This window comes from Ochrobactrum sp. 19YEA23, from assembly GCF_029909865.1.
Classification (GTDB): Bacteria; Pseudomonadota; Alphaproteobacteria; order Rhizobiales; family Rhizobiaceae; genus Brucella; species Brucella gambitense.
The window spans coordinates 1-23,344 of sequence record NZ_JASAMQ010000009.1 but is presented as its reverse complement, the minus strand read 5'-3'; the positions used below and the strand labels follow the sequence as shown (position 1 = coordinate 23,344).

Here is a 23,344-nt window from a genome sequence, read left to right as displayed (position 1 = left end):
TATTGTTCTCATCAATTTTTTGGGAAAAGAAAAACCAGCAAGTGGTACGCCCAAGGGGAATCGAACCCCTGTCTGCGCCGTGAAAGGGCGCTGTCCTAACCGCTAGACGATGGGCGCCTGCTGGTGTGGGGCGCTTATAATCAGGAAAATTCAGACATGCAAGCCCCTTTTTCAGCATCTGTGAAATAAATTCAGATGGTGCAAAACGACGCGCGAAATCGCGCGCTCAAAGAGCTAATGGCTTGATATGTCAGGAAAAAGAAAAACCAGCAAGTGGTACGCCCAAGGGGAATCGAACCCCTGTCTGCGCCGTGAAAGGGCGCTGTCCTAACCGCTAGACGATGGGCGCCTGTTGCTGGTGTGAGTGGGCTTATATTCAGGAAGGTACTGACTCGCAAGCCCCTAAAATCAGTTTTCTGAAAAAAGTCGCAGAAGCGCCCATTTAACGGGGTGATGCCTGTGGATTTCTCGGCTATGGCCTTGAAATAGATGGCAAAAAGAAAGGCTGGCTCCAACGGGGCCAGCCTGATTGTAACTGAGAATCGTGTCGCGGATCGTCAGATCAGCCTTTGCATTTCCAGTTCCAGTCGCGTTCCGGTCCGATATCCACGTGGATCGATGTCGTGTGGCAATAGGTGCCGACGCCACCGCGTCCCGGCATTGACCGGGCAAACCGGGCCATTTCCCATTTGGAAACGCCATCGATCTGAATATCGGCCGCAGCGCAGATCATATGCAGCGATTTGCGCGCGCCATTGACCTTGCGGTTATAGGAAGGACTGCGATAGCCGGACGTCACCATGACCGGGCGTCGGAAATGCCGCTCCATGGTCTTCAGCATGGAAACGAGCTGCGGCTTCAGGCAGGCGACATCCACGGTCTGGCGCTGCACTTTCAGGCCGTTCGGTGCGAGGCGGGCGAGGCCGGGTGCCGAAGCAAGCGTGACATTGGGCGAATCGTCATACTCGTTCGCATCAATGTCGGTGTCGTCATAAAGGCTGTTGCGATGCTTGATCTCGATGCCGCCATTCGCACGCACGCCCGGCAATGTGTAATTGTAATCGTGCTTTGCAGCAGGTGATACAGGCGTCGCCATTGCCAGCTTCTTGTTTTCCATACGGTCAGAGCGTGAACCAGTCGATTCGTCGGAAAAGAGGCGCGAGATGCTGCCCTGAGAAGCTGTCGGGCGCTGCGGGGTTGCATAAGCACTGGCATTTTTCGGCGTGCCAAAAAGCGAAGCAACCTGCACCGGCTTTTCTGGCTGGGCTGGCTTGGCAGCTTCCTGTGGCTGCGGCTTTGCGTCTGTAGCAGCTGCCGATTCCGTTTCGGCGTCTTGCTGCTTGGCTTCGGCGCTTTCGCTCTTTGGCTTTTCGGCGCTGGCCGTTGCCGTTGTCGCCGCTGGCTCAGTCGCTTCGGAGGGCTTCGATTCGGCAGTATCTTTTCCGCCAAATAAACCGAAGAGCGAATTGCTTTTCTTTTCTGGTGCAGCCGCTGCCACTTGTGTGGGGTGCGTTTCGCTTGCCACATTTTCCGCAGTCGCGGTCACAGCAGCATTTTTCGCGTTTTCTTTGGCGGGCGCGGTGGCAGGGTTCTGTGCCGCCGTAGCGGCTGCGACCTGCTTTGCGTCGCCGGGCTTTTCTTCGGCCTTTGTTTCTACGGTCTTGGCTTCAGCGCCAGCTTCGGCGGCGGCCGTCTGGTCGGCTGCGCTTTGCAGCGTCTCTGTCAGCATTGAGCCATTGGTATTGGTAGTCATTTGCAGCGGCTTGCCGTCAGGACCGGTCCCCGTAGACGTGCAGGACGACAATAGCAGCGCGAGCAGAGCTACGCTGCCTGAAAGTCGTCGGCCGGTTGTCCGGTGCGCAGAAGGTACAAATTTCAATAGTCCGCTCCAGCTCGATTTCCCTGACCAGCTTGGCGAACCGGACAAGTCCGAGCCCACCTGGTTTCGGGAGATCGGCTCTCCCGTGCGGGTTGAACCAATCACGGAATGTGATTTCTCCCGCAGTCCCCTAATAAAAGCCTTACATAAGCCTTGGGAAACAAACTCCGTTATATCAATGCGTTGAAGTGGCTTCTGCAGTTTTGCGGTGAACCAATTTTAGCATTGTGCAAATCACCCGATCTACAATTGTTGCCAATTTTTAAGTTCTTTATGCTGTGAAGGCAACTATCGAAGTGCATTTTGTACGACTGAGAGCCCGCTTTATTCCAGAAGATTGAGGATTAATCCTTTAGTAACGAAATATTACTTTATGTAATCTTTCGAAGGCGCGGCGCTGCGCAGGCGGAAATAAACGGTGTTGGCAAACCAAATGTCGGAATTGGACCAATCGCTTGTTGACATGGTGCATCGACTTGGTGCTATCCCTTCGGAAGTATATTCTGTCGTGACTTATGCGGCAGCATCAACGGCAAAACCGGGATCAGACATATGACCAAGAGCACGCGGCAGATCGCCCATCTCATGCTGGCAGTAACGGCCGCAGCGATGCTCACTGCCTGTGCCGGTGGCAAGGAATTTCAGGGTACCCCGCAGGAAGGCGCATTGCGCACCGGCGTCTACCCGACATTCGGCCATATGCCGAAAGCTGCGACCGACCAGATCACGCCGGAAGAAAAGCAGCAGATGACTGCGAAACTCGATTCCGATCGTACGCGTCTCGCGGCGTCGAAAACCACTGGCGGCGGCTTTACCCCCGCGCAGGCTGCGGCCATGCGCAAGCAGGCGCAGGATGAATCGGATGCTACCCTGAAGCAGATCGAATCCGGCGAAGAATAACCCCTTCATAAACACGGAAGGCCACGTCCCAAACGGCGCGGCAAGAAGTCTCGACCCGATTCGATATCAGGTGTATAGCTCCTCCTACGGCGCAATGACGCGTCCTATTGTTAACTCTCCTTTTGGAACAGGATCATGTCGGAAGAATTCCATAAAGTCCGTCGCTTGCCCCCTTATGTCTTTGAACAGGTCAATCGCCTGAAGGCATCGGCGCGAGCGGGCGGGGCCGACATTATCGATCTTGGCATGGGCAATCCGGATCTGCCGACGCCGCAGAATATCGTCGACAAGCTGTGTGAGGCCGTTCAGGATCCGCGCGCGCATCGCTATTCCTCGTCAAAGGGCATTCCGGGGCTGCGCCGTGCGCAGGCTCAGTATTATGCGCGCCGTTTCGGCGTGAAGCTAAACCCGGACACGCAGGTCGTGGCCACGCTTGGTTCCAAGGAAGGCTTCGCCAATATGGCTCAGGCCATCACGGCGCCGGGCGACGTGGTGCTTTGCCCCGATCCGACCTATCCGATCCACTCGTTCGGCTTCATCATGTCGGGCGGTGTCATCCGTTCGATTCAGGCCAAGCCGGATGACAGCTTCATCCCGGCTCTGGAGCGCGGCGTAAAGCACTCGATCCCGAAGCCGATTGCGCTGATCCTCAACTTCCCGTCCAATCCGACGGCTTATGTGGCAACGCTCGACTTCTATAAGGATGTCGTGGCCTTTGCACGCAAGCATGACATCGTCATCCTGTCGGATCTGGCCTATTCGGAAATCTATTTCGACGGCAATCCGCCTCCGTCCGTGCTGGAAGTACCGGGCGCCATGGATGTGGCAGTCGAGTTCACGTCCATGTCCAAGACGTTCTCGATGCCGGGCTGGCGCATGGGCTTTGCGGTTGGCAATGAACGCCTGATCGCGGCGCTGACGCGCGTTAAGTCCTACCTCGATTACGGTGCATTCACGCCGATCCAGGTGGCGGCAACCGCAGCGCTCAACGGCGACGGTTCCGACATTGCCTATGTTCGCGATGTGTACAAGCAGCGCCGCGATGTGCTGGTCGAAAGCTTCGGCCGCGCAGGCTGGGATGTTCCGCCGCCAGCAGCCACGATGTTTGCCTGGGTTCCGATTCCGGAACGCTTCCGCGCCATGGGCTCGCTCGAATTCTCCAAGCTTATGGTCGAAATGGCCGATGTGGCCGTTGCGCCGGGCATCGGCTTTGGCGAACATGGCGATGATTATGTGCGTATCGCTCTGGTCGAAAACGAACATCGCATTCGTCAGGCTGCACGCAATATCAAGCGTTTCCTCTCCACCAAGGATGAGAACCTGCACAATGTAATCCCGTTGGAAGGTCGCCGCTAAGCGCCATTCCGGGTTCTTCCTTTCTGGCCGTGCCAGGCGTGCGGCCAGAATTTCCCACCTACCGAAAATCCACTACATCCAGACAATCAGAGTCAGAAGGTCGATATAATGAGTGATGCATTGCGGATCGGCGTTGCGGGCCTTGGCACCGTTGGCGCTTCAGTGTTGCGTATCCTGCGTGACAAGTCCGAAATGCTCACTCGCCAATGCGGTAAACCGGTGACTATTACCGCCGTCAGCGCCCGTGATCGCTCGCGCGACCGTGGCGTTGACCTGAACGGCATCGACTGGTTCGATGATCCGGTCGAGCTGGCGAAGTCAGCTGATATCGACGTTTATGTCGAGCTTATCGGCGGTGACGAAGGCCCTGCGAAAGCTTCCGTCGAGGCGGCTTTGCGTGCCGGTCGTCATGTCGTGACCGCCAACAAGGCGCTTCTTGCGCGCCACGGCGTTGCCTTGGCGAAAATCGCCGAAGACAAGGGCGTTCTGCTCAACTTCGAAGCGGCAGTCGCCGGTGGCATTCCGGTTATCAAGGCAATGCGCGAGTCGCTGACCGGCAATACGGTTTCGCGCGTCTATGGCATCATGAACGGCACCTGCAACTACATCCTGACCCGGATGTGGGAAGAGGGCATTTCGTTCGAGACCTGCCTCAAGGATGCGCAGCGTCTTGGTTATGCTGAAGCCGATCCGACTTTTGATATTGAAGGCAACGATACGGCGCACAAGCTTGCGCTTTTGACCAGCCTTGCCTTTGGCACGCAGATTGCCGCCGACGATATCTATCTTGAAGGCATCAGCAATATTTCGCTGGCCGATATTCGCGCCGCCGATGAACTGGGCTACCGCATCAAGCTTCTGGGCGTTGCGCAGAAGACCGATACGGGTATTGAACAGCGTGTGCATCCGACCATGGTTCCAACCTCGTCGGTCATTGCGCAAGTGCATGGTGTCACAAACGCCGTAGCCATCGAGACCGATCTGCTGGGCGAACTGCTGCTGTCGGGACCGGGCGCTGGCGGCAATGCGACTGCGTCTGCCGTCATCGGCGATATTGCCGATATTGCCAAGAGCCGTCCGGGCTTCCAGCATGGCCCGGTATTCGGCACGCCTGCCAAGGCGCTCCAGCCCTATAAGCGCGCCAAGATGCGCAAGCATGCGGGCGGCTATTTCATTCGTCTGACGGTTCTCGACCGCATCGGCGCTTTCGCCGGTATCGCCAAGCGCATGGCCGAGAACGATATCTCGCTTGAGTCGATCGTGCAGCGCCCGCCCATGGGCGATACGCAGCAGGAAGGCATCAAGACCGTCATCCTCGTCACGCATGAGACCACGGAAGCAGCCGTCAAGAAAGCGCTGGAAGCTATCCTCAAGGACGATCATCTGGTGGATAAGCCGCAGATGATACGCATCGAGCGCGCGGGCTGAATCGCGAGTCGCTTTCCGCAACCTGTCGTGGTTATTCCGGGGCAGGTTGCACCATGATGCCGGGCATGCCAGTTCACGCCCGGCCATGGCATGAAACGAAGCGTGTTGCCCTTAAATCGATTAAGCATTTGAGCGCACATAGTTTTTAGCTTTCGGGCTCTTGCAGGGCACCGGGGACTTTGACAAAAGGTTCGCATAGTGTCGCTATAAACGCGGCATGGCGCCCTTCGTGGTGCATCAACGCAATTCGAATTCAGGACTTTGTTCAAATGGCCAAAACCGCAGAGCAGCACCCCCACGGACTGGATCGCATTCTTACACTGGAACTGGTCCGTGTAGCCGAACGCGCAGCAGTGGCAGCAGCGCGGCTGCGGGGCCGCGGCGATGAAATGGCTGCCGATCAGGCCGCCGTTGACGCCATGCGTCAGGAACTGAACCGCCTGCCGATTTCGGGCACGGTTGTGATCGGCGAAGGTGAACGCGATGAAGCGCCGATGCTCTACATCGGTGAAGAAGTCGGCACCCGGCAGGGACCGGATGTCGATATCGCGCTTGATCCGCTGGAAGGCACGACGATTTGCGCCAAGAACCTGCCGAACTCGCTGGCTGTCATTGCCATCGCCGAGAAGGGCAACCTGCTTTATGCGCCTGACGTTTACATGGAAAAGATCGCCGTTGGTCCGGGCTACCCGAAGGGCGTTGTCGATCTCGACGCCACCGCTACCGACAACATCAACTCTATTGCCAAGGCGAAGGGTGTAAAGCCAAACGAAATCACGGCTTGCATCATGGACCGTCCGCGTCATGCGCGCCTGATCGAAGAAGTGCGCGCAACCGGCGCTGCGATCCGCCTGATTGGCGACGGCGACGTTGCAGGCGTGATGCACACGACCAGCCCGGAGGAAACCGGCATCGATATCTATATTGGCATTGGCGGCGCACCGGAAGGTGTTCTGGCTGCAGCAGCTCTGCGCTGCATTGGTGGTCAGATGCAGGGCCGTCTCCAGCTGAACACGGACGAGAAAATCGCCCGCGCTCTCAAGATGGGCATTACGGACCCGAAGAAGGTCTACACGATGGAAGAAATGGCCAAGGGCGACGTGCTCTTTGCCGCTACCGGCGTGACCGACGGCAACATGCTTTCCGGCGTGAAGTTTGCCCGCGATTACATCCAGACGCATACCATTGTGATGCGTTCCAGCTCGCAGACGGTGCGCGAGATCAAGGCTCGCCATCAGGATCTGTCGAAGTTCTAGTTTTTCGCGTCATATGTGACGATGAAGCAAACAAATCCCGGAAAGCCCCGCGCTTTCCGGGATTTCTGTTTATGGAGCCTTGCGCAACTGCTTTGGCCAAAGATTCGTCATTTTGATCGCGACTGTGTTCAGTCACCTTTAGATGAAGAGATGGAGCGGGCATGACTGAAACGCCGAACAAGCTACGGATCGCGGTACTCTTTGGCGGACGTTCCGCCGAGCATGATGTGTCGGTTCTTTCCGCAACGAATGTCATGAACGCATTGGACCCGGCCAAATACGAAGCCATTCCAATCTATGTCACCCATGAGGGGCAATGGCTGCTGACGAGCTTTGCTGGCGGCAAGCTGGAACGGCCCGAACACGGTACTGAAGTTTCATTGTTGCCGGGCGGTAAGGGACGCGCTGTTGCGCTGCCCGAAAACGGCTTGCCTTATGAACTGGCGCGGATCGACATCGTCTTTCCGGTCTTGCACGGCCTTCACGGCGAGGATGGCAGCGTACAGGGACTGACCGAAGTGGCGCGTGTGCCGATGGCGGGTTGCGGCATCTGCGGCTCGGCGAATGCGCTCGACAAAGACATTGCCAAGCGCCTGTTGACGGAAGCTGGTATTCCCGTGGCGCGTGCGACGACGATTACGCGCGAGGCGGTTCCAACCTTCGATGCGCTGACGGGCGCGCTTGGTCTGCCAGTCTTCATAAAGCCCGCGCGTCAGGGTTCGTCGGTCGGTGTCAGCAAGGTTCAGACGGAAGCTGATTATCAGAAAGCGCTTGCGGAAGGCTTCCGTCACGATGCCAAGCTTCTGGCGGAAGAGTTCATCCAAGGTCGCGAGATTGAGTGCGCAGTGCTAGAGGATGAGAATAACGGCCTGTTCGTTTCGCGAACTGGCGAAATCGTGCCCGCGCAAAGCCATGGTTTTTATAGCTATGACGCCAAATATATCGACGAAGACGGCGCGGCGCTGAAAGTTCCGGCGGACTTGCCGGTGCAAATCGAGACTGAAATTCAGGCGGTTGCAGCGCGGGCGTTTCGGGCGCTTGGTTGTGACAGCATGGCGCGTGTCGATTTCTTCGTGACGCCGGATATGCGGTTTCTGATCAACGAGCTGAATACCATTCCCGGTTTCACCAATATCAGCATGTATTCGAAAGTCATGGCAGTGAGTGGCGTCAGCTATCCAGAAGTTATTGACCGGCTGGTGGCGCACGGACTGGCCCGTGCGGCGCGTGACAATTAAGATGAAGCGCCACTGATAAATTGCGGGCGGCATTGCAAAGATGCCGCCTTTTGTGTCTTTAAGAGCTTATGACGACAGATCGCCTCTTCCTTGGAATAAAACAATCTGCAACCGGCCAGAAATGGGTGGATCGGCTGGGGCTGCGCGAAGCGAACACAGCGCTTGCCATCGCCCAGCATCATGGCATTTCCGATCTGGTTGCGCGCGTTCTGGCGGGACGAGGCGTAACGGTTGAAGGCGCGCCGGAATTTGTTGATCCGACGCTGCGCAATCTCATGCCCGATCCGTCGACGCTGACCGATATGGAAAAGGCGGCAAGCCGTATTGCCGATGCTATCGAGCGCCGGGAAACTGTGGCGATCTTCGGCGATTATGACGTGGACGGCGCATGTTCTTCCGCGCTGATGGCGCGTTTCCTAAAACACTATGGCATTCAGCATTCGATCTATATTCCGGACCGGATTTTCGAGGGTTACGGCCCCAATCCCGATGCGATGCGCGAGCTGGTTTCCAAGGGTGCCAGCCTGATCGTCACCGTTGACTGCGGCACGAACAGCGCTCCATCGATCACTGCGGCCAAACAGGCCGGAGCGGATGTTGTCGTGCTTGACCACCATCAGGTCGGCGGCGATCTGCCGGAAGATGCGGTGGCCATCGTCAACCCGAACCGCGAAGACGATATTTCCCAACAGGGCCATCTTTGCGCTGCGGGCGTGGTGTTTCTGACACTGGTGCAGGTCACCAAGATATTGCGCGAGCGGGGCAAGGGGACTGCACCCGATCTGCTGTCGCTGCTTGATCTGGTCGCACTGGCAACAGTTTGCGATGTGGTGCCGCTACAGGGCGTCAATCGTGCCTTCATCGTCAAGGGTCTGCTGGTTGCGCGTGCGCAAAGCAATGCCGGTCTGGCAGCGTTAGCGCGCGTGTCGCGTATCGGCGAACCGATCAATGTTTTTCATCTCGGCTATCTCATCGGCCCACGCATCAATGCAGGCGGTCGTATCGGCGATGCCGGATTGGGTGCGCGGCTGTTGACGCTCGATGATCCATCGATGGCAGACCGTATCGCCGTCGAACTTGACCGGCTCAATCAGGAACGACAGGCGATGGAAGCGGAAATGCTTCTGGAAGCGGAAGCGGAAGCATCGCTTGAGATTTCAGGCGGTGAGGGCGCTTCGGTGATCGTGACAGCCAGCGAGCGCTGGCATCCGGGCATCGTGGGCTTGCTGGCTTCCCGCCTGAAGGAAAAGGCACGTCGACCCGCTTTCGCCATCGCCTTTAATGCCAATGGTGTGGGCTCCGGTTCGGGGCGTTCGATCAGTGGCCTTGATCTGGGCAAGCTGGTGCGCGGTGCTGTGGAGCGCGGGCTGCTCGTCAAGGGCGGTGGTCATGCCATGGCAGCCGGTATCACCATCGAACGCGCCAAGCTCGGCGCGCTGAGAGCCTATCTTGAAGACGAATCGGCGCATGTCGTTGCGCGCTTGCGCGAGAACCAGAGCCTTTCGATCGACGGTGCGCTGGCCGCTTCCGGTGCTACTGTTTCGCTTTATGAAGCCTTGCAAAAGGCCGGGCCTTACGGTTCCGCCCATCCGCAACCGACCCTGGCTCTGCCGCATCATGTGCTGGCCGATGTGCGTGGCGTCGGTCGTGACCATGTGCGTGTTACTCTGCGCGGCGCGGATGGCAAGCGGGTTAATGGCATTGCGTTTCGCGTGGCTGAAGGCGATCTCGGGCGCTTCCTGTTCAACAATATCGGGCAGAGTGTCCATGTGGTCGGCAACCTGTCGCTCAATCATTGGAACGGCTCGGTCTCGCCCCAGATCCAGATTCTGGATGCAGCAAAGCCGGTTTAACCGCATTTGAAATTTCTCGATTTTTTTTGCGTTCACGCCCTTGTGAAGAACAGGGGGCAATTCCCATATGAGCAATGATTTAAACATTCAGTCATGTCTCTAAATGGGAGTAAACAATGCCGGGTTTCGGAAACCGCCTGACAAAACTGACCGCTGCGATGGTCCTGGGCCTGATCGCCTCATTCGCCGCTGTCGATTTCGCCGAGGCTCGCCGTGCAGGCGGAGGCGGTTTTGGCAGCCGTGGCGCGCGTACCTATCAGGCGCCTGCGCCGACGCGTACCGCACCGAATAATGCAGCTCCGATTGAGCGTTCGATGACGCCGAATACCGGTGCAACGCAGACGACCCGTCCTGCCGCCGCTGGCGCGCAGAATGCGGCTCCTGCGCGTGCAGGCGGCATGTTTGGCAATTTTGGTCGCTCCATGCTGGGCGGCCTTTTGGTTGGCGGTTTGATCGGCATGATGCTCGGTAACGGCCTTGGCGGTCTGGCTGGCATGTTCGGCCTCCTGTTGCAGGTGGGCGTAATCGCGCTGATCGCGATGTTCGTCATGCGCATGTTTGCCAATCGCCGTCAGGGCGCAACGGCAACGGCTGGCGCGGGCAATGCCAACGCGCAGCCATTCGGTTCCGCACAGCCGTTTGGCGCGGCAAAGGATGCCGCACCGCAGCAGGCTGGCAGCTTTGGCGGCCGCACGCCTTCGGTCAATCCATTCGGCGCAAGCGCCAAGCAGGCGGAAGCGCCGGTTGCCCCGGCGGTTGAAGAAGAGCCGATGGACGTCGGACAGGAAGAGCTTGATCGTTTCGAGCAGATGCTTTCGGAAGTCCAGAGCGCCTATGGCCGCGAGGATTATGCTGCGCTGCGTAAGCTGACCACGCCGGAAGCCATGTCCTACCTCGCCGAAGAACTGGGCGAAATCGCTTCTAGCGGTATGCGCAACGAAGTGAAGGACGTAAAGCTGCTTCAGGGCGATGTTTCGGAAGCCTGGCGTGAAGGCAATGTCGATTATGCGACCGTGGCGATCCGTTACTCCGCAATCGACGTCATGCTTGATCGCAACACGGGCGCGGTTGTCGAAGGCAACCCGAACGAGCCGGTCGAAAGCACGGAAATCTGGACCTTTACCCGTGTCGATGGCGGCGAGTGGCTGCTCGCGGCAATTCAGGGAACGGAATAAGCATTCCAATCAACAAAAAAGCCCGGTCGCGAGACCGGGCTTTTTTCGTTTAAGCATTTCCAGCAAGAGTGCGAAGCGGTTTCGCGTGGGGTAAATGCCTGAAAGCAGAATTCTTACCAGCTGCCGACATTCTCAGCGGAAGCCCAAGGCTCCTGCGGGGCAAGGCTCTCGCCCTTCTGAATCAGCTCGATGGAAATGCCGTCCGGCGTCTTGATGAAAGCCATGTGGCCATCGCGCGGTGGACGGTTGATGACGATACCAGCGTCCTGAAGCTTCTGGCAGGTGGCGTAGATATCGTCCACTTCATAGGCGAGATGGCCGAAATTGCGTCCGCCCGTATAGGCTTCCGTGTCCCAGTTATAGGTCAGTTCGAGCGTCGGTGCGCGCTCCGCCTTGGCGCGTTCTGCATCGCCGGGAGCGGCAAGAAAGATCAGCGTGAAACGCCCCTTTTCGTTTTCGATGCGGCGGGTTTCTTCAAGACCGAATTTATTCACGTAGAAATCGAGTGATTCATCGATGTCGCGGATTCGAACCATCGTGTGCAAATAGCGCATATTATTCTCCTGAAGCATTTCCAGCATGTGCCGAAGCGTTTGGGGCTCGAGAAGGGATATAGCAAATAGCGGGCGCTTTTCCACGTTGCACTTTTGTTTTGTGACGTTCGGACAAGCGCGGACGCCCGTAAGGCGTCAAAAAACATCAAATGGGGAATTGCCTTCGGGCGTCGTTGCCATATGTCCCGAAATGAAGTCGGTTTCAGGACTTTGCGGCAGGTGCGGTAACCATGGAAACACAAAGTCTGTGATGATCGTGGGGGAGAACAAAAGTTTAGGCTTGCCGCCTCCGGTTAATGAAGTGTTATTCTTTGATTAAGAATCAGCTTTGAATCGCAACGGAAGAATAGAGGAGGGGCGAACGCATGGCGGACAAGTCTGTGTCGAATGACCAGTTTCACAGCCAGCACGCCTCGGAAGAGCTGGGCGATATCATTGAAATTTCGGGCCACATCAAGTGGTTCGACGTGGCCAAGGGCTACGGTTTCATTGTGCCGGATCAGCCGGGCCTGAACGATATCCTGCTTCATGTGACGTCGCTTCGCCGCGATGGCTTCCAGACGGCGCTGGAAGGCGCACGGATCGTCTGCGAAGTCCGCAACGGTGAGCGCGGCATGCAATGTTTCCGCGTTCTCTCGATGGATACATCCACTGCCGTTCATCCGGCGCAGATGCCACCGCAGCGCACGCATGTGACGGTCACGCCATCGAGCGGTCTTGAGCGCGTTATCGTCAAGTGGTTCAACCGTACCAAGGGGTTCGGCTTTCTCACCCGTGGTGAGGGCACCGAGGACATTTTCATTCATATGGAAACGCTTCGCCGTTTCGGCATGATGGAACTGCGCCCCGGTCAGGTCGTGCTCATTCGTTTCGGCACGGGCGACAAGGGCCTGATGGCCGCTGAAATTCACCCGGATATCGGCACGGCCATCCCGGTTTCACACTGATTTTCCAAGCAAGTTGAGCCTGTCTTCCCAAAGTGAAATCGCTTTGGGAGACACACACGCATGAAAACGGGCCTTACGGTGCCCCGCGCTTTGAACTGTCTGTGACGATAGTAGTCAAAAGGCGGTGAGGGGTGGCCGTTCCTCTCTTGTCCCCATTCTGCCGCGTTGATAATCTCCCCGCCCGAATTGCAGGTTTTTGGCGTGGGTTGAGTATGGCTCGGTTCTTTTTCGTTTTTGCATTTTTATTCGCAGCTTTCGGCGCGCAGGCGCAGGAAAAGCAGCCGATGCGCTTGCCAGTGGATGCTGCGCCGCTGACCTTTATCACGGCCAAGGGCAATAAACTCCCCTTTGCACTGGAAGTGGCTGATTCCGACGATGCGCGTGTGCGCGGGCTGATGTGGCGCACCGATTTTCCCAAAGACCGCGCAATGATCTTCGTCTTCGGCGAGATGCGCCGCGTGATGATGTGGATGCAGAACACCCCACTGCCGCTGGATATGGTTTTCCTTGATGACAAGGGCCGTGTCACGGCAATTCACGAAAATGCGGTGCCTTATTCGGAAGATATCATTTCATCCGAAGTGCCGGCAGCTTTTGTGGTCGAACTTCTGGGCGGTACGGTAAAACGCACCGGTATCAAGAAGGGCGACAGGGCCGTCCACCGCGTGATATGCGGCGAGTGTCGATCCTAATCGCGCCAGACATCGCCGACGGAACAATCAAAAGGAATGAACAGTTGAGTGCCCTCGATATCGAATATTTCGAAAATGACGGCCTGCGTCTTGCATATCGTCAGGATGGAGAAGGCGATCCGATCCTGCTGATCCACGGCTTTGCGTCTTCAAGTCTCGTCAATTGGGTTTCGCCGGGCTGGTTCCGGACGCTGACCGAGGCAGGCTATCGCGTCATCGCCATAGATGATCGCGGACATGGATTCTCAGCCAAAAGCCACAAGGAAGAAGATTACACGCCGACCAAGATGGCGGGCGATGCGGCAGCGCTGCTCGATCATCTGGGCATCGAGAAGGCGCATGTGATGGGCTATTCGATGGGTGCGCGGATTACGGCGTTTCTGGCTATCGAGCATCCGGAACGTGTTCACAGCGCAATCTTCGGCGGATTGGGCATCGGCATGGTCACCGGCGCTGGCGACTGGGAACCGATTGGCGAGGCGCTTTTGGCGGAAGATCCGACAACGATCACCCATCCGCGTGGCCAGATGTTCCGCAAATTTGCAGACCAGACCAAGAGCGACCGTATTGCGCTTGCAGCCTGTGTGATCACCTCGAAGGAGCTGGTACCAGCCGCAGCTATCGCACGGATCATGCAGCCGGTACTGGTTGCCGTCGGCACGACCGACGACATTGCCGGTAATCCGCAGGAACTGGCCGATTTGCTGCCGAACGGTCAGGCGCTCGATATTCCGGGACGCGACCATATGCTGGCCGTTGGCGACAAGGTTTACAAAAAGGCAGTGCTGGAGTTTCTGAAGGAAAATCCGCTCTGATCGCCCTATAGGGCCTGTGTCAATTTCTGCGGTGTCAAGGCAAAGTGTTTTCAGTTATGCTTCGCGCCGAACTCGTATTGCGGTGCGGAGCCATGCCGGAAAATTCGGCTTTCGTTTGGTCCGCGCGGTGCAAAACCGGAGTATATCCATGTCTGTTCGCTCAACTGCGAAAATGAATGTCAGCCTCGGGCAAGTCGATCCTATCTGGCACTCGATCCGCGCCGAAGCGGAGGAAGCCGCCAAGTGCGATCCGGTGCTCGGAACGTTTCTCTATGCAACGATCCTCAATCAGCCGAGCCTTGAAGATGCCGTTATGCACCGCATCTCGGAACGTCTTGGCCATGCGGACCTGAGCGCCGATATTTTGCGCCAGACATTCGACGCGATGCTGGATGCCAATCCGGAATGGTCGCAGACCGTTCGCGTGGATATTCAGGCCGTTTACGACCGTGACCCGGCCTATAGCCGTTTCATGGACCCAATCCTTTATCTGAAGGGCTTTCATGCGATCCAGACGCACCGTCTGGCGCATTGGCTCTATCACGAAGGTCGCCGGGACTTTGCCTATTATCTCCAGAGCCGTTCGTCGTCGATCTTCCAGACCGACATTCATCCGGCAGCGCAGTTGGGCAGCGGGCTTTTTCTCGATCATGCCACGGGGCTTGTCGTCGGCGAGACTGCATTGATCGAAGACAATGTTTCGATTCTGCACGGCGTCACGCTGGGCGGCACGGGCAAGTCGAGCGGGGACCGCCATCCCAAAATTCGCCATGGCGTGCTGATCGGTGCGGGCGCGAAGATTCTCGGCAATATCGAAGTGGGCCATTGCTCAAAGATCGCGGCAGGTTCTGTCGTGCTGAAGCCTGTTCCGCACAATGTCACGGTTGCCGGCGTGCCTGCCAAGATTATTGGCGATACAGGCTGCGCCGAACCGTCCCGCGTCATGGACCAGTTGCTGGGCGATGGCGTGCTGGGTGAAGGCATTTAATCGCGCAGAAGCAGAACGCACAGAAACCGGGCCGCTTGCTGGTTTTTTTCCGCAAGCGGCCTATATTTTGTCGAAAGCGGTGGTTAGGCGCTAAAACCCCGAAGGACTGGCTCCCCAGGGGTTTACATCACAAAAGACCGGGTGCAATAAACCGGCCTCATTCAAATTCAGGAGAAGCCGGTTGAAACCCGAAGAACTCAAAAAACTGGACGCCTATTTCAAACGGACCTTCAACAATCAGGGCCTTCAGGTGAAGGCGCGCCCGCGCAAGAACGACTCGGCCGAGCTTTATATTGACGACGAGTTTCTGGGCCTGATCTACAAGGATGAGGACGAAGGCGAACTGTCCTACAATTTCTCGATGGCTATTCTCGACGTCGATCTCTAAGGCGCGACTGCGAAAAATCGCCTGATTTTCGCGCGTGATCCATGATGATCCGTCATAGCCCGACGATCTGACGCCCTTTCCGCATTGCGGAGAGGGCGTTTTGTTTTCAGCAACGGTTGATGCGGCTTTACCGCTTCACTGCTGTTGTCGGAGAAATTCGAGTACGCGCTGAACGAGTTGTTCGGTGGTATTGTGTGCTGTATCGAGCGCGATGCGGTCATGCGACCAAGACTCATATTCGTTGCGCCGTTGCTCGACCCGCTCCCAGCTGATCTCCGCCATTCCCGGAATATTGCGCCTGCGATTTTCGATCCGCTGACGGTGGATCGAGAGATCGGAACAATGACATTCCACGAAAGTCAGAGTCGCATCGGTGCGCTCCGCGAGTTGCACCCACATGTTTCGGGCCGCCTCCACCGGATTAACCGCATCCACAATCACCGATAGGCCGAGTTTCAGATTTTCTCCCGCTATCGCTTCAGCGATCTGACAGGCGGCGATGCCCGTCATCTCCTTCGGAATGTCGGCGCGCCACATGGCCGCTTCAATCGGGTCGATGGACAGAACCGCTATCTGAAGTGCTTGGGCCAATCCCTCGGCAACCGAACTTTTGCCGGAGCCGGGAAGCCCGGCGGTCACAATCAGTCGCGGATGCGCCATCGTCGGGAATCACCTTCTGTCATACAGGCTCGTCTGCATTGTCGGTGGGCGCGACGAACTGAAAACATCCTAGCCGGATGATCTAACTCTCATTACGACAGTTTTCAGTTATTCCCCAACAGATGCCCGGTTGCGAACTGGCGCACGGCTTCATCGAGTGTCTTCCACTCGGCCAACATATCGCGGGGAAAGCGATAGAGAATCTGCAGCCCTTTGCCGAACTGGATATCGCGCTCGCAGGCGTTGAAATTTTCCGCTGATGCATCGCTCATGCACCGCGCCACGAAAGCGGGATTGCCGCTTGCTGTGTCGGAAAGCACGAGTTCTTCGCCGATGTAACCGCTGCCTTCCGTAAACCGGTGGATGGTCAGTCCTCCCGGTAAAGGTTCCCCCTCCGGCTCTATCAACGCAGCATAGATCGGCAGATAGCGTCCGCTCATGTCGCGGGACATCGTGCGTTCCTCAATTGACATGAACAGCAATTGCCGTTTTGGCGTGAGCAGATTGAAGATTGCGCGATCCGCTTCTGTATAGCCAGTCATTCCGGGCCAGCGTGCGTAAAGATCAAGCCGGGTGCTCAGTCCGTCGCGCCGCTGATTGGAAAAGCGGATCATATTGGCTGGCATCGACAGCACATTGTTGCCAATCAGCACTTTATAGAGATGCGTGCTGTCGGAATGGCCGCCGCGCGCAATCATCGGGCCGAGCATGCGCCCGCCAATATTGATCGCAACGGAAAGCAAAATAAGCACGGCAATCGCCAGCAAAACGCGGACGAACAGCCGGTTGCCATCTTTTGTCGTGGTGGTTTCGATTGCGCTTTCCATTCGGCGGGAATGCCATGCTGATGATATTGCAGCGATTATCGGCCTTTTATGGTTAACGGAGCATGAAGCCGCGCTTGTCCCGCATCCAAAAAAAGCTTAGCTCTTTTCATGAAGACATTCTGATGGAGGAGCCCACATGCCGATTTATGCTTATAACGGACACAAGCCACATTTCGCAGACCGCGCCAGCAACTGGATTGCGCCGGATGCGACACTGATCGGCAAGGTGGTCGTGGGCGAAAATGTGGGTTTCTGGTTTGGCGCTGTGCTTCGCGGCGACAATGAAGTGATTTCCGTCGGGGATGACACCAATGTGCAGGAACACTGCATCATGCATACCGATATCGGCTTTCCGCTGACGATTGGCGCGGGCTGCACCATCGGCCATCGGGCGATCCTGCATGGATGCACTATCGGCGAGAATACACTGATCGGCATGGGCGCTATCGTGCTCAACGGTGCGAAAATCGGCAAGAACTGCCTTATCGGCGCCGGTGCTTTGGTGACGGAAGGCAAGGAAATCCCGGACAACTCGCTGGTTGTCGGCTCGCCCGCGCGCGTTTTGCGTGAGCTGGATGAGGCGGCGGTGGAAAAGCTGAAGCTATCTGCCAAGCATTATGTCGAGAAGGGACATTCCTTCATGCGCGGCATGGAACCGGCCTGACTTCTCGACAATAAAAAAGGACGGGGCCAGAGGGAGACTGGCGGCCCGTCCTTTGATTGAAGTCGGCGTTTGATCAGTTCTTGATGCTGCCGACGAGAATGTCGCGGTCATCCTTGATCGAAACCCAGCTGCCGCTGTTCGCCGTCGACTGACGCTTCAGGTAGGTGTAGTCGGTCTTGTTCCAGGCCAGAACGCGCTCATCGAGATTGTCGAGAATGAAATCGCCGCGGTCGGTGCGAACCGTCAGGACGGCATGGCCATCGCCATTCGGCTGGCGAACGACGGTGAACAGCAGCGTGTTGGCAGGAATACCAAGCGCCATCAACTCGCGCTGCTTTTCCAGCATGTAGTCGTCGCAGTCGCCAGCGGTTACCGGATATTCCCAATATTCCTCGCGACCCCAGACTTCCATGTCTGTTGCTGGCTTGATTCGCGTGTTCACGCTGTCATTGACGGCAATGATCTGCTGCCACAGCTTCGGCGTCAGCTTGAGAGCATTGGTGTTGCGGCTGACGATTTTGCATTCAGCCGGATAGCGCTCGCAAAATTCGTAATGTCCGATCGGCTGCGAGGTGCGTTCGCCGGTGCTCATCCATGGCGAGTTGGAGGCCGGGTTCGCTGCCTGGGCCAGTCCGACGCCAATCAGCAGAAGAAATGCTGCGATGATGGTTTGCTTGGTCATTCTTTTGTCTCCCTGTTGGAGATCAAAATGACCGGGACAATTTGAAGGCGCGCAAATTTGCGCACGAAAATGCGATTCAAATTCGATTAAAACTGCGCCGAATACTGAAACTTTTTGTAAAGAAAGCGGCTATTTCAGCCTGAAAACGCGGGTTTTCGCGTGATTTTGATGTTTACACCCACGAACGCGGTTTGCCAATCCGTAACCTTGACGCGCGTTCATCTTTTCAGTCGCATAATGTTTAGCTGAAAAGGCCGTCGAGCGTGGTGCTGGTCTGGATGGTGGCAAACTCGATGGCGAAACCGTCTGCGAAATGGCGCACGACCCGCCCGCGGATCGGCCCCAGCAGGACACCGCTCTTGATCGCCGGTTTGACGTCGCATTCGATAGCCGCGCCCGAAAGCGACAAGTCGGCAATACGGCAGAGCAACTGGGTGCCATCGGGGAAGGTGACATTCTGATGCGACTTGCGCGGTACGACACGCTCGTGGCGGCGATCTTCCGGCAGAGAAAGTTCATGCCGGTTGGCAAGCCATGTCAGCTGTGCCGATAGCTTGTCCTTCTTGGTCGCGGTATTGGTGAGGAGAAGGTGAAAGCCTTCCGCTGAAATCTGGTAGGCGGTGCCTTCGATTCGTCCGACATGGTCGATATAGGCAATGATGCGTTCGCCATTGCGCGGCGTTGCGATACCGGTCATCAGGGCGGTGCCGGGCGACATGCGCTTCAGGACGCAAGGATATTCGCTGCGGTTTTCCAGCATATAGCGACCGTTGAGATCAACGTTCACGGCATTGAAATTATCCTGCCGCCCGCAATTCGCAGGTGATGTCGCCGCAAATCCCCTCATTGAAGCTGGCCCATCTCCGTCTGTCGCCAATAACCTGTTATTTACATTACACTTAAAGCAGTTTTGGCGCAAAAGAGAAACTGCGATTTCAGGCTTTGCCGCCATTGATGACGCGCAGATGCGGTGCCTTGCGCATGGGCGGCGTCGCCATGCGGGTTTCTGTCCATTGGCGGGTACGATTCGAAGCATTGACCGTGAAGATGGCTGCCTTCACCGCTTCGTCGGCAAGCGCCACATCCGGCGCAATCGGCTCAATATGGTTGAGATGGCCGAGCACCAGAGGGTCGGCGCCTGCCCATGTCACATTGTCCAGAACGGCCATACTGCCCATAAGGCCGACACGACCATTGCTCGCTTCCAATGGGGCGAGCAGCATTTCGAAGCTGAGGCTGCGACCCGTAAGACTGATTCCATCATGAAGGCTCAGCGCCGGGATCTGCATCGCGCTGACATTCTGCGCTAATTCGCTGAGAGCAGGGCGGTCGCGCTCCGGCCACAAGGACAACAGGCGCACCCCCTTCAGCTCGCGGCCAAACAGGGTGCAGATTCGCGTGCCGCCAAGACGAAAGACCAGTTCGCCATTTTCATCGGCTTCTGCGAAGAAGAGATCAGACAAATGCCGCCCGAGCCGACGCGGTTCGATATCGGTGCGCTGCGGCGCCTGGAAACCGTGCTCAAGATCGTCATTGCGATCAAAGGCCAGTCGCTGCCATTCGCTGAAGATCGCGATCGTGCTGCGGTGTTTCATCGTGCGCCGTTCGTTTGATTCAGGGTGGATTTGGATGCTGATCGATTGCGAAGCGCTTTGGCTCCAGCTCGCGACCATTAAAATAGTATTAACGACGCAGATGCCAGCTTAACCCTTTCTTCATCCACGACGCTCCGCTGTTAAGGTTAACAACAAGTAATTCTTGCAATGCGGATAGGGCTGGCGTTTGATGAGCCCATCAGACGAAGCCGTTGTCTTGGTTGGTGTTTTTCTGAGATCCAGTTGTTATTTTTGCGAATCTCGTTGGTTCGCGTCAGGGCCGGTGGTTGACCTCCACTGGCCTTTATTTTTAACGATTTCTATCCTATCAAATGCTGGTTTCGCCACGTGACCGGTCCGATTGGGCCGATTGTCGTTTCTGGGCCTGACTGGCCCCACCACGGTTTCGCAATCTGGAAAGCAGTGTTCATGGTCCTTCCGCAACCGGAAATGCAGAATAATCGCGGTCGTTCGGGCGGAAGTGAGCCGATCTTCAATATTCCGGGCGTGGTGATCGCGCTGATCGGTATCTGCGTAGCGGTCTATGTCTATCAGAACTATCTGATTAGCGAGCAGCAGAACTATGAGTTCATGTTGAACTTCTCACTGATTCCAGCGCGATTCTCGACGGCAGGCGGTTTCTCAGATCCGGCGGGCCTGTTCACGCTGATCAGCTATTCCTTCATGCATGGCGGTATCGAGCATATCGTGGTCAATATGATCTGGCTTGCCGCCTTCGGTTCGCCGCTTGCCGGACGAATCGGAACCGCCCGCATGATCATTTTCTGGATATTTACGGCGATCATCGCCGGACTGACGCACTATGCAGTTTATCCGGACAGCGTGACGCCGCTGGTCGGTGCTTCGGGCGCGATTTCCGGCATGATGGGCGCTTCGGCGCGCTACGGCTTCCGGCGTGTGAATTCCGGACGGCGTGCGGAATTTGCCGGTCCGGTGCTGCCGGTTGGCTTTACGCTGACGCTGAAACCCGTCCTGACCTTCGTTGGCGTCTGGTTTGTGATCAATATCATCACCGGTCTTTACACGACCGGCGGCGCGGATCTGTCCGGCATCGCCTGGGAAGCGCATATTGGCGGTTTTATCGCTGGTTTCTTCGGGATTTCACTGCTGGATCGTCCGCGCAGCTATGACGCAGTTCTAAGGCGTTAGAACAGTTCCCTCCCAGTTTTATGGTACTTGCTAAACCTGCAATCAAAGCGCACCATCACGGAACGCGGCGGGAGGAGCTGCGTTCTGCTTTTAGGCGTTTGAGCGCCTGAAACAGCGAATGCTAAATCTTGGAGGGACTTGGCATGACAGTAAGATCGATTCTCGAGAAAAAGGGCAGGGATGTCGTCGTAATTGCACCTGCCGACACGCTTTCCCATGCCGTGGCCATGTTGAACAAACATAAGATCGGCGCGCTAGTGGTTTGCGACGAGGCCGGTCATATCCAAGGCATTCTTTCCGAACGCGATGTGGTCCGGGCGCTGTCCGCCAGGGAAAGCGGCGCGATGGCCATGCCGGTTGCAGAGGTCATGACCGCAAAAGTGCAGGTCTGTCGGGAGCATCACACGATCAACCAGGTCATGGAAATCATGACGCGCAGCCGTTTCAGACATATGCCGGTTGAAGAACACGGCAAACTGGTCGGAATCATCTCTATCGGTGACGTCGTGAAGCGGCGAATCGAAGATGTAGAGCGCGAGGCCGACGAGATTCGCACCTATATTGCGACCGCCTGACCCTGTTCGTTCAACAATGCCATGCGCCGGTAAGATATTTCACGCGGCGCATGGGGGTTGAATCAACGATTGCGCAAATAACGCTCCGCCGCATAGAGCGAAATCGCTGCGGCGTTTGAGACATTGAGCGATTTGATTTCACCGGGCATGTCGAGGCGCGCCAGCGCAGTCACGGTTTCCCGCGTCTTCTGGCGCAGGCCTTTGCCTTCCGCGCCGAGAACCAGCGCGATTCGTCCACCGGCAAGCGTTGCTTCCATTTCCTGTGGGCCTTCCGAATCAAGCCCGATGGTCTGGAAACCCAGACCATGCAGTTCTTCAATCGCTTCGGCGAGGTTCCTGACCTCTATATGCGGGATAAGTTCGAGCGCACCGGATGCAGCCTTGGCTAAGACACCGGTTTCCTGCGGGCTGTGGCGGCTGGTGGTGATCAGCGCGCCTGCACCAAAGGCGACAGCCGAACGCATGATAGCGCCGACATTGTGCGGATCGGTTACCTGATCAAGAACCAGTAAAAGCGGGCTGTCCTGCAGTTCAGAGAGCTTTTTCGCGCGCAGCGGTTCTGCTTCGATCATCACGCCCTGATGCACGGCGTCGGAGCCTGTCTCCTTGTCGATATCCTTTGGATCGACAATTTCGACGGGGAAGGGTAGCGAATCGGCTTCTCCGATTTCAAGACGCGCAAAACCATTACGCGTTGCGCGCATGCGCAGAATCTTTCTAGCCGGATTCTCAACGGCTGCACGAACCGTATGCAGCCCATAAAGGCGCACGGTGCCATCCGTTACCGCGCTGGCCGATATGGCGGCGCGTTGTGGCCTGTGTGGCGCCTTGCCTTCAGCCGCGGCTTTCTGGTCGCGGTGCTGGCGGCGCAGGCGCGCATAATGAGTATCTTTAGGGGTGCGGGGCGTGTTCTGATCGGTCATGGCGCGCTTATAACTCTTATAAGAGAGGGAAGATAGCTGCTTGCCCTGTAAATGCTATCAGGCTGTTATGGTTGTCTATTAAGGGGCGAAAGCCCGCATATCCTGATTTTTCCGCGTGTCGGAATGCATGGCCGAGCCCGGTCTTCTGGGACGCTTTGGCGAAACTGTGGATAGCCATGCATTCTTTTCGCTTTTACCCTGTTGACAGGGGAAGCGCTTATCGTCATAAGGCCCCCCGTGGAGCGACGGTGAGCCCAACAGCCAACCGACCGCTTCGCAAAAATGCCTAGTTACTCGACTCTGCTGATAGTGATATTAGGAGGAATGCCCGAGCGGTTAAAGGGGACGGACTGTAAATCCGTTGGCTAAGCCTACGTTGGTTCAAATCCAACTTCCTCCACCACTGTCGGATTAGAGTTTAGAGTATGCGGGTATAGCTCAATGGTAGAGCAGCAGCCTTCCAAGCTGAATACACGGGTTCGATTCCCGTTACCCGCTCCAGTTTTCAAGAGCGGATAGGCGTGTAAGGAATCATCGACGGGCGGTTCGCCGTTCCGTTTTGGCATAAATGCTGGCCCTGAAGCCAATAGGCTTTTGCGCTGGCGCTTGAGCGGTTCTAGAACAAAGAGAACAACGGCGATGGCTAAGAGCAAATTCGAACGTACGAAGCCCCACGTTAACATCGGCACCATCGGTCACGTTGACCATGGCAAGACCTCGCTGACTGCGGCAATCACGAAGTTTTTCGGTGAATTCAAGGCGTATGACCAGATCGACGC

The 23,344-nt window shown here is 56.7% G+C and carries 24 protein-coding genes and 4 tRNA genes; 18 read left to right on the top strand and 10 right to left on the bottom strand.

The features are described 5' to 3' along the window. Positions 1–42: 42 nt before the first annotated feature. The 3 genes from QBD01_RS20370 to QBD01_RS20360 form a co-directional block, all read right to left on the bottom strand. Positions 43–117: transfer RNA gene (locus QBD01_RS20370), tRNA-Glu, on the bottom strand. Positions 118–274: 157 nt separating this feature from the next. After that, a tRNA-Glu gene (locus QBD01_RS20365) sits at positions 275–349 on the bottom strand. A gap of 213 nt (positions 350–562) precedes the next feature. After that, positions 563–1,879: a D-Ala-D-Ala carboxypeptidase family metallohydrolase gene (locus tag QBD01_RS20360; protein ID WP_280994285.1), complete on the bottom strand. Its 1,317-nt coding sequence runs from the start codon at positions 1,877–1,879 to the stop codon at positions 563–565. Between the two features lie 552 nt (positions 1,880–2,431). On the opposite strand from QBD01_RS20360, the gene QBD01_RS20355 reads away from it, so the two are divergent. The 7 genes from QBD01_RS20355 (at position 2,432) to QBD01_RS20325 (ending at position 11,085) form a co-directional block, all read left to right on the top strand. Beyond that, positions 2,432–2,779 (top strand): hypothetical protein, encoded by a 348-nt coding sequence (locus QBD01_RS20355; RefSeq protein WP_280994284.1) that lies wholly within the window; start codon positions 2,432–2,434, stop codon positions 2,777–2,779. Between the two features lie 135 nt (positions 2,780–2,914). Next, positions 2,915–4,135 (top strand): LL-diaminopimelate aminotransferase, encoded by a 1,221-nt coding sequence (locus QBD01_RS20350; RefSeq protein WP_182521161.1) that lies wholly within the window; start codon positions 2,915–2,917, stop codon positions 4,133–4,135. Between the two features lie 108 nt (positions 4,136–4,243). After that, on the top strand, positions 4,244–5,563 hold the full coding sequence (locus QBD01_RS20345) for a homoserine dehydrogenase (RefSeq protein WP_280994283.1): 1,320 nt from the start codon (positions 4,244–4,246) through the stop codon (positions 5,561–5,563). Positions 5,564–5,832: 269 nt separating this feature from the next. Further along, a complete protein-coding gene (gene glpX / locus QBD01_RS20340) occupies positions 5,833–6,819 on the top strand; it encodes a class II fructose-bisphosphatase (RefSeq protein WP_280994282.1) in 987 nt (328 codons plus the stop codon). 161 nt (positions 6,820–6,980) lie between these two features. Further along, positions 6,981–8,057, top strand: coding sequence for a D-alanine--D-alanine ligase family protein (locus tag QBD01_RS20335; protein ID WP_280994281.1), 1,077 nt, complete (start codon positions 6,981–6,983; stop codon positions 8,055–8,057). Positions 8,058–8,125: 68 nt separating this feature from the next. Next, entirely contained in the window at positions 8,126–9,910 is a 1,785-nt protein-coding gene (gene recJ, locus QBD01_RS20330; RefSeq protein ID WP_182521165.1) for a single-stranded-DNA-specific exonuclease RecJ, read from the top strand. A 116-nt stretch (positions 9,911–10,026) separates the two neighbouring features. Further along, entirely contained in the window at positions 10,027–11,085 is a 1,059-nt protein-coding gene (locus tag QBD01_RS20325; protein WP_280994280.1) for a Tim44 domain-containing protein, read from the top strand. 113 nt (positions 11,086–11,198) lie between these two features. Here QBD01_RS20325 and gloA read toward each other — a convergent pair whose 3' ends face one another. Beyond that, positions 11,199–11,639, bottom strand: a complete 441-nt coding sequence (gloA, locus tag QBD01_RS20320; protein ID WP_280994279.1) for a lactoylglutathione lyase — start codon at positions 11,637–11,639, stop codon at positions 11,199–11,201. Positions 11,640–12,004: 365 nt separating this feature from the next. Here gloA and QBD01_RS20315 point away from each other — a divergent pair, with 365 nt between their 5' ends. The 5 genes from QBD01_RS20315 to QBD01_RS20295 all read left to right on the top strand — a co-directional run bounded on the left by QBD01_RS20315 (position 12,005) and on the right by QBD01_RS20295 (position 15,469). Further along, positions 12,005–12,586 carry a cold-shock protein gene (locus QBD01_RS20315; protein ID WP_078339275.1) on the top strand — a complete coding sequence of 194 codons (582 nt, stop codon included), beginning with the start codon at positions 12,005–12,007 and terminating at the stop codon, positions 12,584–12,586. Between the two features lie 212 nt (positions 12,587–12,798). Beyond that, positions 12,799–13,278, top strand: a complete 480-nt coding sequence (locus QBD01_RS20310) for a DUF192 domain-containing protein (RefSeq protein ID WP_280994278.1) — start codon at positions 12,799–12,801, stop codon at positions 13,276–13,278. Between the two features lie 44 nt (positions 13,279–13,322). Then, complete coding sequence (locus tag QBD01_RS20305; protein WP_280994277.1) at positions 13,323–14,093, top strand: alpha/beta fold hydrolase; 771 nt, start codon at positions 13,323–13,325, stop codon at positions 14,091–14,093. Between the two features lie 148 nt (positions 14,094–14,241). Further along, complete coding sequence (gene cysE, locus QBD01_RS20300) at positions 14,242–15,081, top strand: serine O-acetyltransferase (protein WP_280994276.1); 840 nt, start codon at positions 14,242–14,244, stop codon at positions 15,079–15,081. Between the two features lie 181 nt (positions 15,082–15,262). Further along, complete coding sequence (locus QBD01_RS20295) at positions 15,263–15,469, top strand: DUF3126 family protein (RefSeq protein WP_078339271.1); 207 nt, start codon at positions 15,263–15,265, stop codon at positions 15,467–15,469. 135 nt (positions 15,470–15,604) lie between these two features. On the opposite strand, the gene QBD01_RS20290 is transcribed toward QBD01_RS20295, so the two are convergent. Further along, the gene (locus QBD01_RS20290; RefSeq protein WP_280994275.1) at positions 15,605–16,129 is read right to left on the bottom strand and encodes an ATP-binding protein; all 525 of its coding nucleotides are present in this window, start codon (positions 16,127–16,129) and stop codon (positions 15,605–15,607) included. 104 nt (positions 16,130–16,233) lie between these two features. Beyond that, on the bottom strand, positions 16,234–16,956 hold the full coding sequence (locus tag QBD01_RS20285) for a hypothetical protein (protein WP_280994274.1): 723 nt from the start codon (positions 16,954–16,956) through the stop codon (positions 16,234–16,236). Between the two features lie 136 nt (positions 16,957–17,092). Between QBD01_RS20285 and QBD01_RS20280 the strand changes: the two genes are divergently transcribed. Continuing rightward, a complete protein-coding gene (locus QBD01_RS20280; RefSeq protein ID WP_078339269.1) occupies positions 17,093–17,620 on the top strand; it encodes a gamma carbonic anhydrase family protein in 528 nt (175 codons plus the stop codon). Positions 17,621–17,693: 73 nt separating this feature from the next. On the opposite strand, the gene QBD01_RS20275 is transcribed toward QBD01_RS20280, so the two are convergent. The 3 genes from QBD01_RS20275 to QBD01_RS20265 all read right to left on the bottom strand — a co-directional run bounded on the left by QBD01_RS20275 (position 17,694) and on the right by QBD01_RS20265 (position 19,897). Further along, a complete protein-coding gene (locus QBD01_RS20275) occupies positions 17,694–18,302 on the bottom strand; it encodes a transglutaminase-like cysteine peptidase (RefSeq protein ID WP_078339268.1) in 609 nt (202 codons plus the stop codon). Between the two features lie 241 nt (positions 18,303–18,543). Next, complete coding sequence (locus QBD01_RS20270) at positions 18,544–19,149, bottom strand: PilZ domain-containing protein (protein WP_280994273.1); 606 nt, start codon at positions 19,147–19,149, stop codon at positions 18,544–18,546. An 88-nt stretch (positions 19,150–19,237) separates the two neighbouring features. Further along, entirely contained in the window at positions 19,238–19,897 is a 660-nt protein-coding gene (locus tag QBD01_RS20265; RefSeq protein WP_280994272.1) for a PAS domain-containing protein, read from the bottom strand. A 429-nt stretch (positions 19,898–20,326) separates the two neighbouring features. Between QBD01_RS20265 and QBD01_RS20260 the strand changes: the two genes are divergently transcribed. Next, positions 20,327–21,067, top strand: coding sequence for a rhomboid family intramembrane serine protease (locus tag QBD01_RS20260; protein WP_280994271.1), 741 nt, complete (start codon positions 20,327–20,329; stop codon positions 21,065–21,067). A 143-nt stretch (positions 21,068–21,210) separates the two neighbouring features. After that, positions 21,211–21,642, top strand: a complete 432-nt coding sequence (locus QBD01_RS20255; RefSeq protein WP_280994270.1) for a CBS domain-containing protein — start codon at positions 21,211–21,213, stop codon at positions 21,640–21,642. A 62-nt stretch (positions 21,643–21,704) separates the two neighbouring features. On the opposite strand, the gene rlmB is transcribed toward QBD01_RS20255, so the two are convergent. Continuing rightward, on the bottom strand, positions 21,705–22,565 hold the full coding sequence (gene rlmB / locus QBD01_RS20250; RefSeq protein WP_280994269.1) for a 23S rRNA (guanosine(2251)-2'-O)-methyltransferase RlmB: 861 nt from the start codon (positions 22,563–22,565) through the stop codon (positions 21,705–21,707). 318 nt (positions 22,566–22,883) lie between these two features. On the opposite strand from rlmB, the gene QBD01_RS20245 reads away from it, so the two are divergent. From QBD01_RS20245 to QBD01_RS20235, 3 genes are all read left to right on the top strand, one after another. Next, positions 22,884–22,968, top strand: a tRNA-Tyr gene (locus QBD01_RS20245). A gap of 24 nt (positions 22,969–22,992) precedes the next feature. Continuing rightward, positions 22,993–23,066: transfer RNA gene (locus QBD01_RS20240), tRNA-Gly, on the top strand. Positions 23,067–23,159: 93 nt separating this feature from the next. Next, on the top strand, positions 23,160–23,344 hold a 185-nt coding region (locus QBD01_RS20235), incomplete at its 3' end, for a GTP-binding protein (protein WP_280994268.1).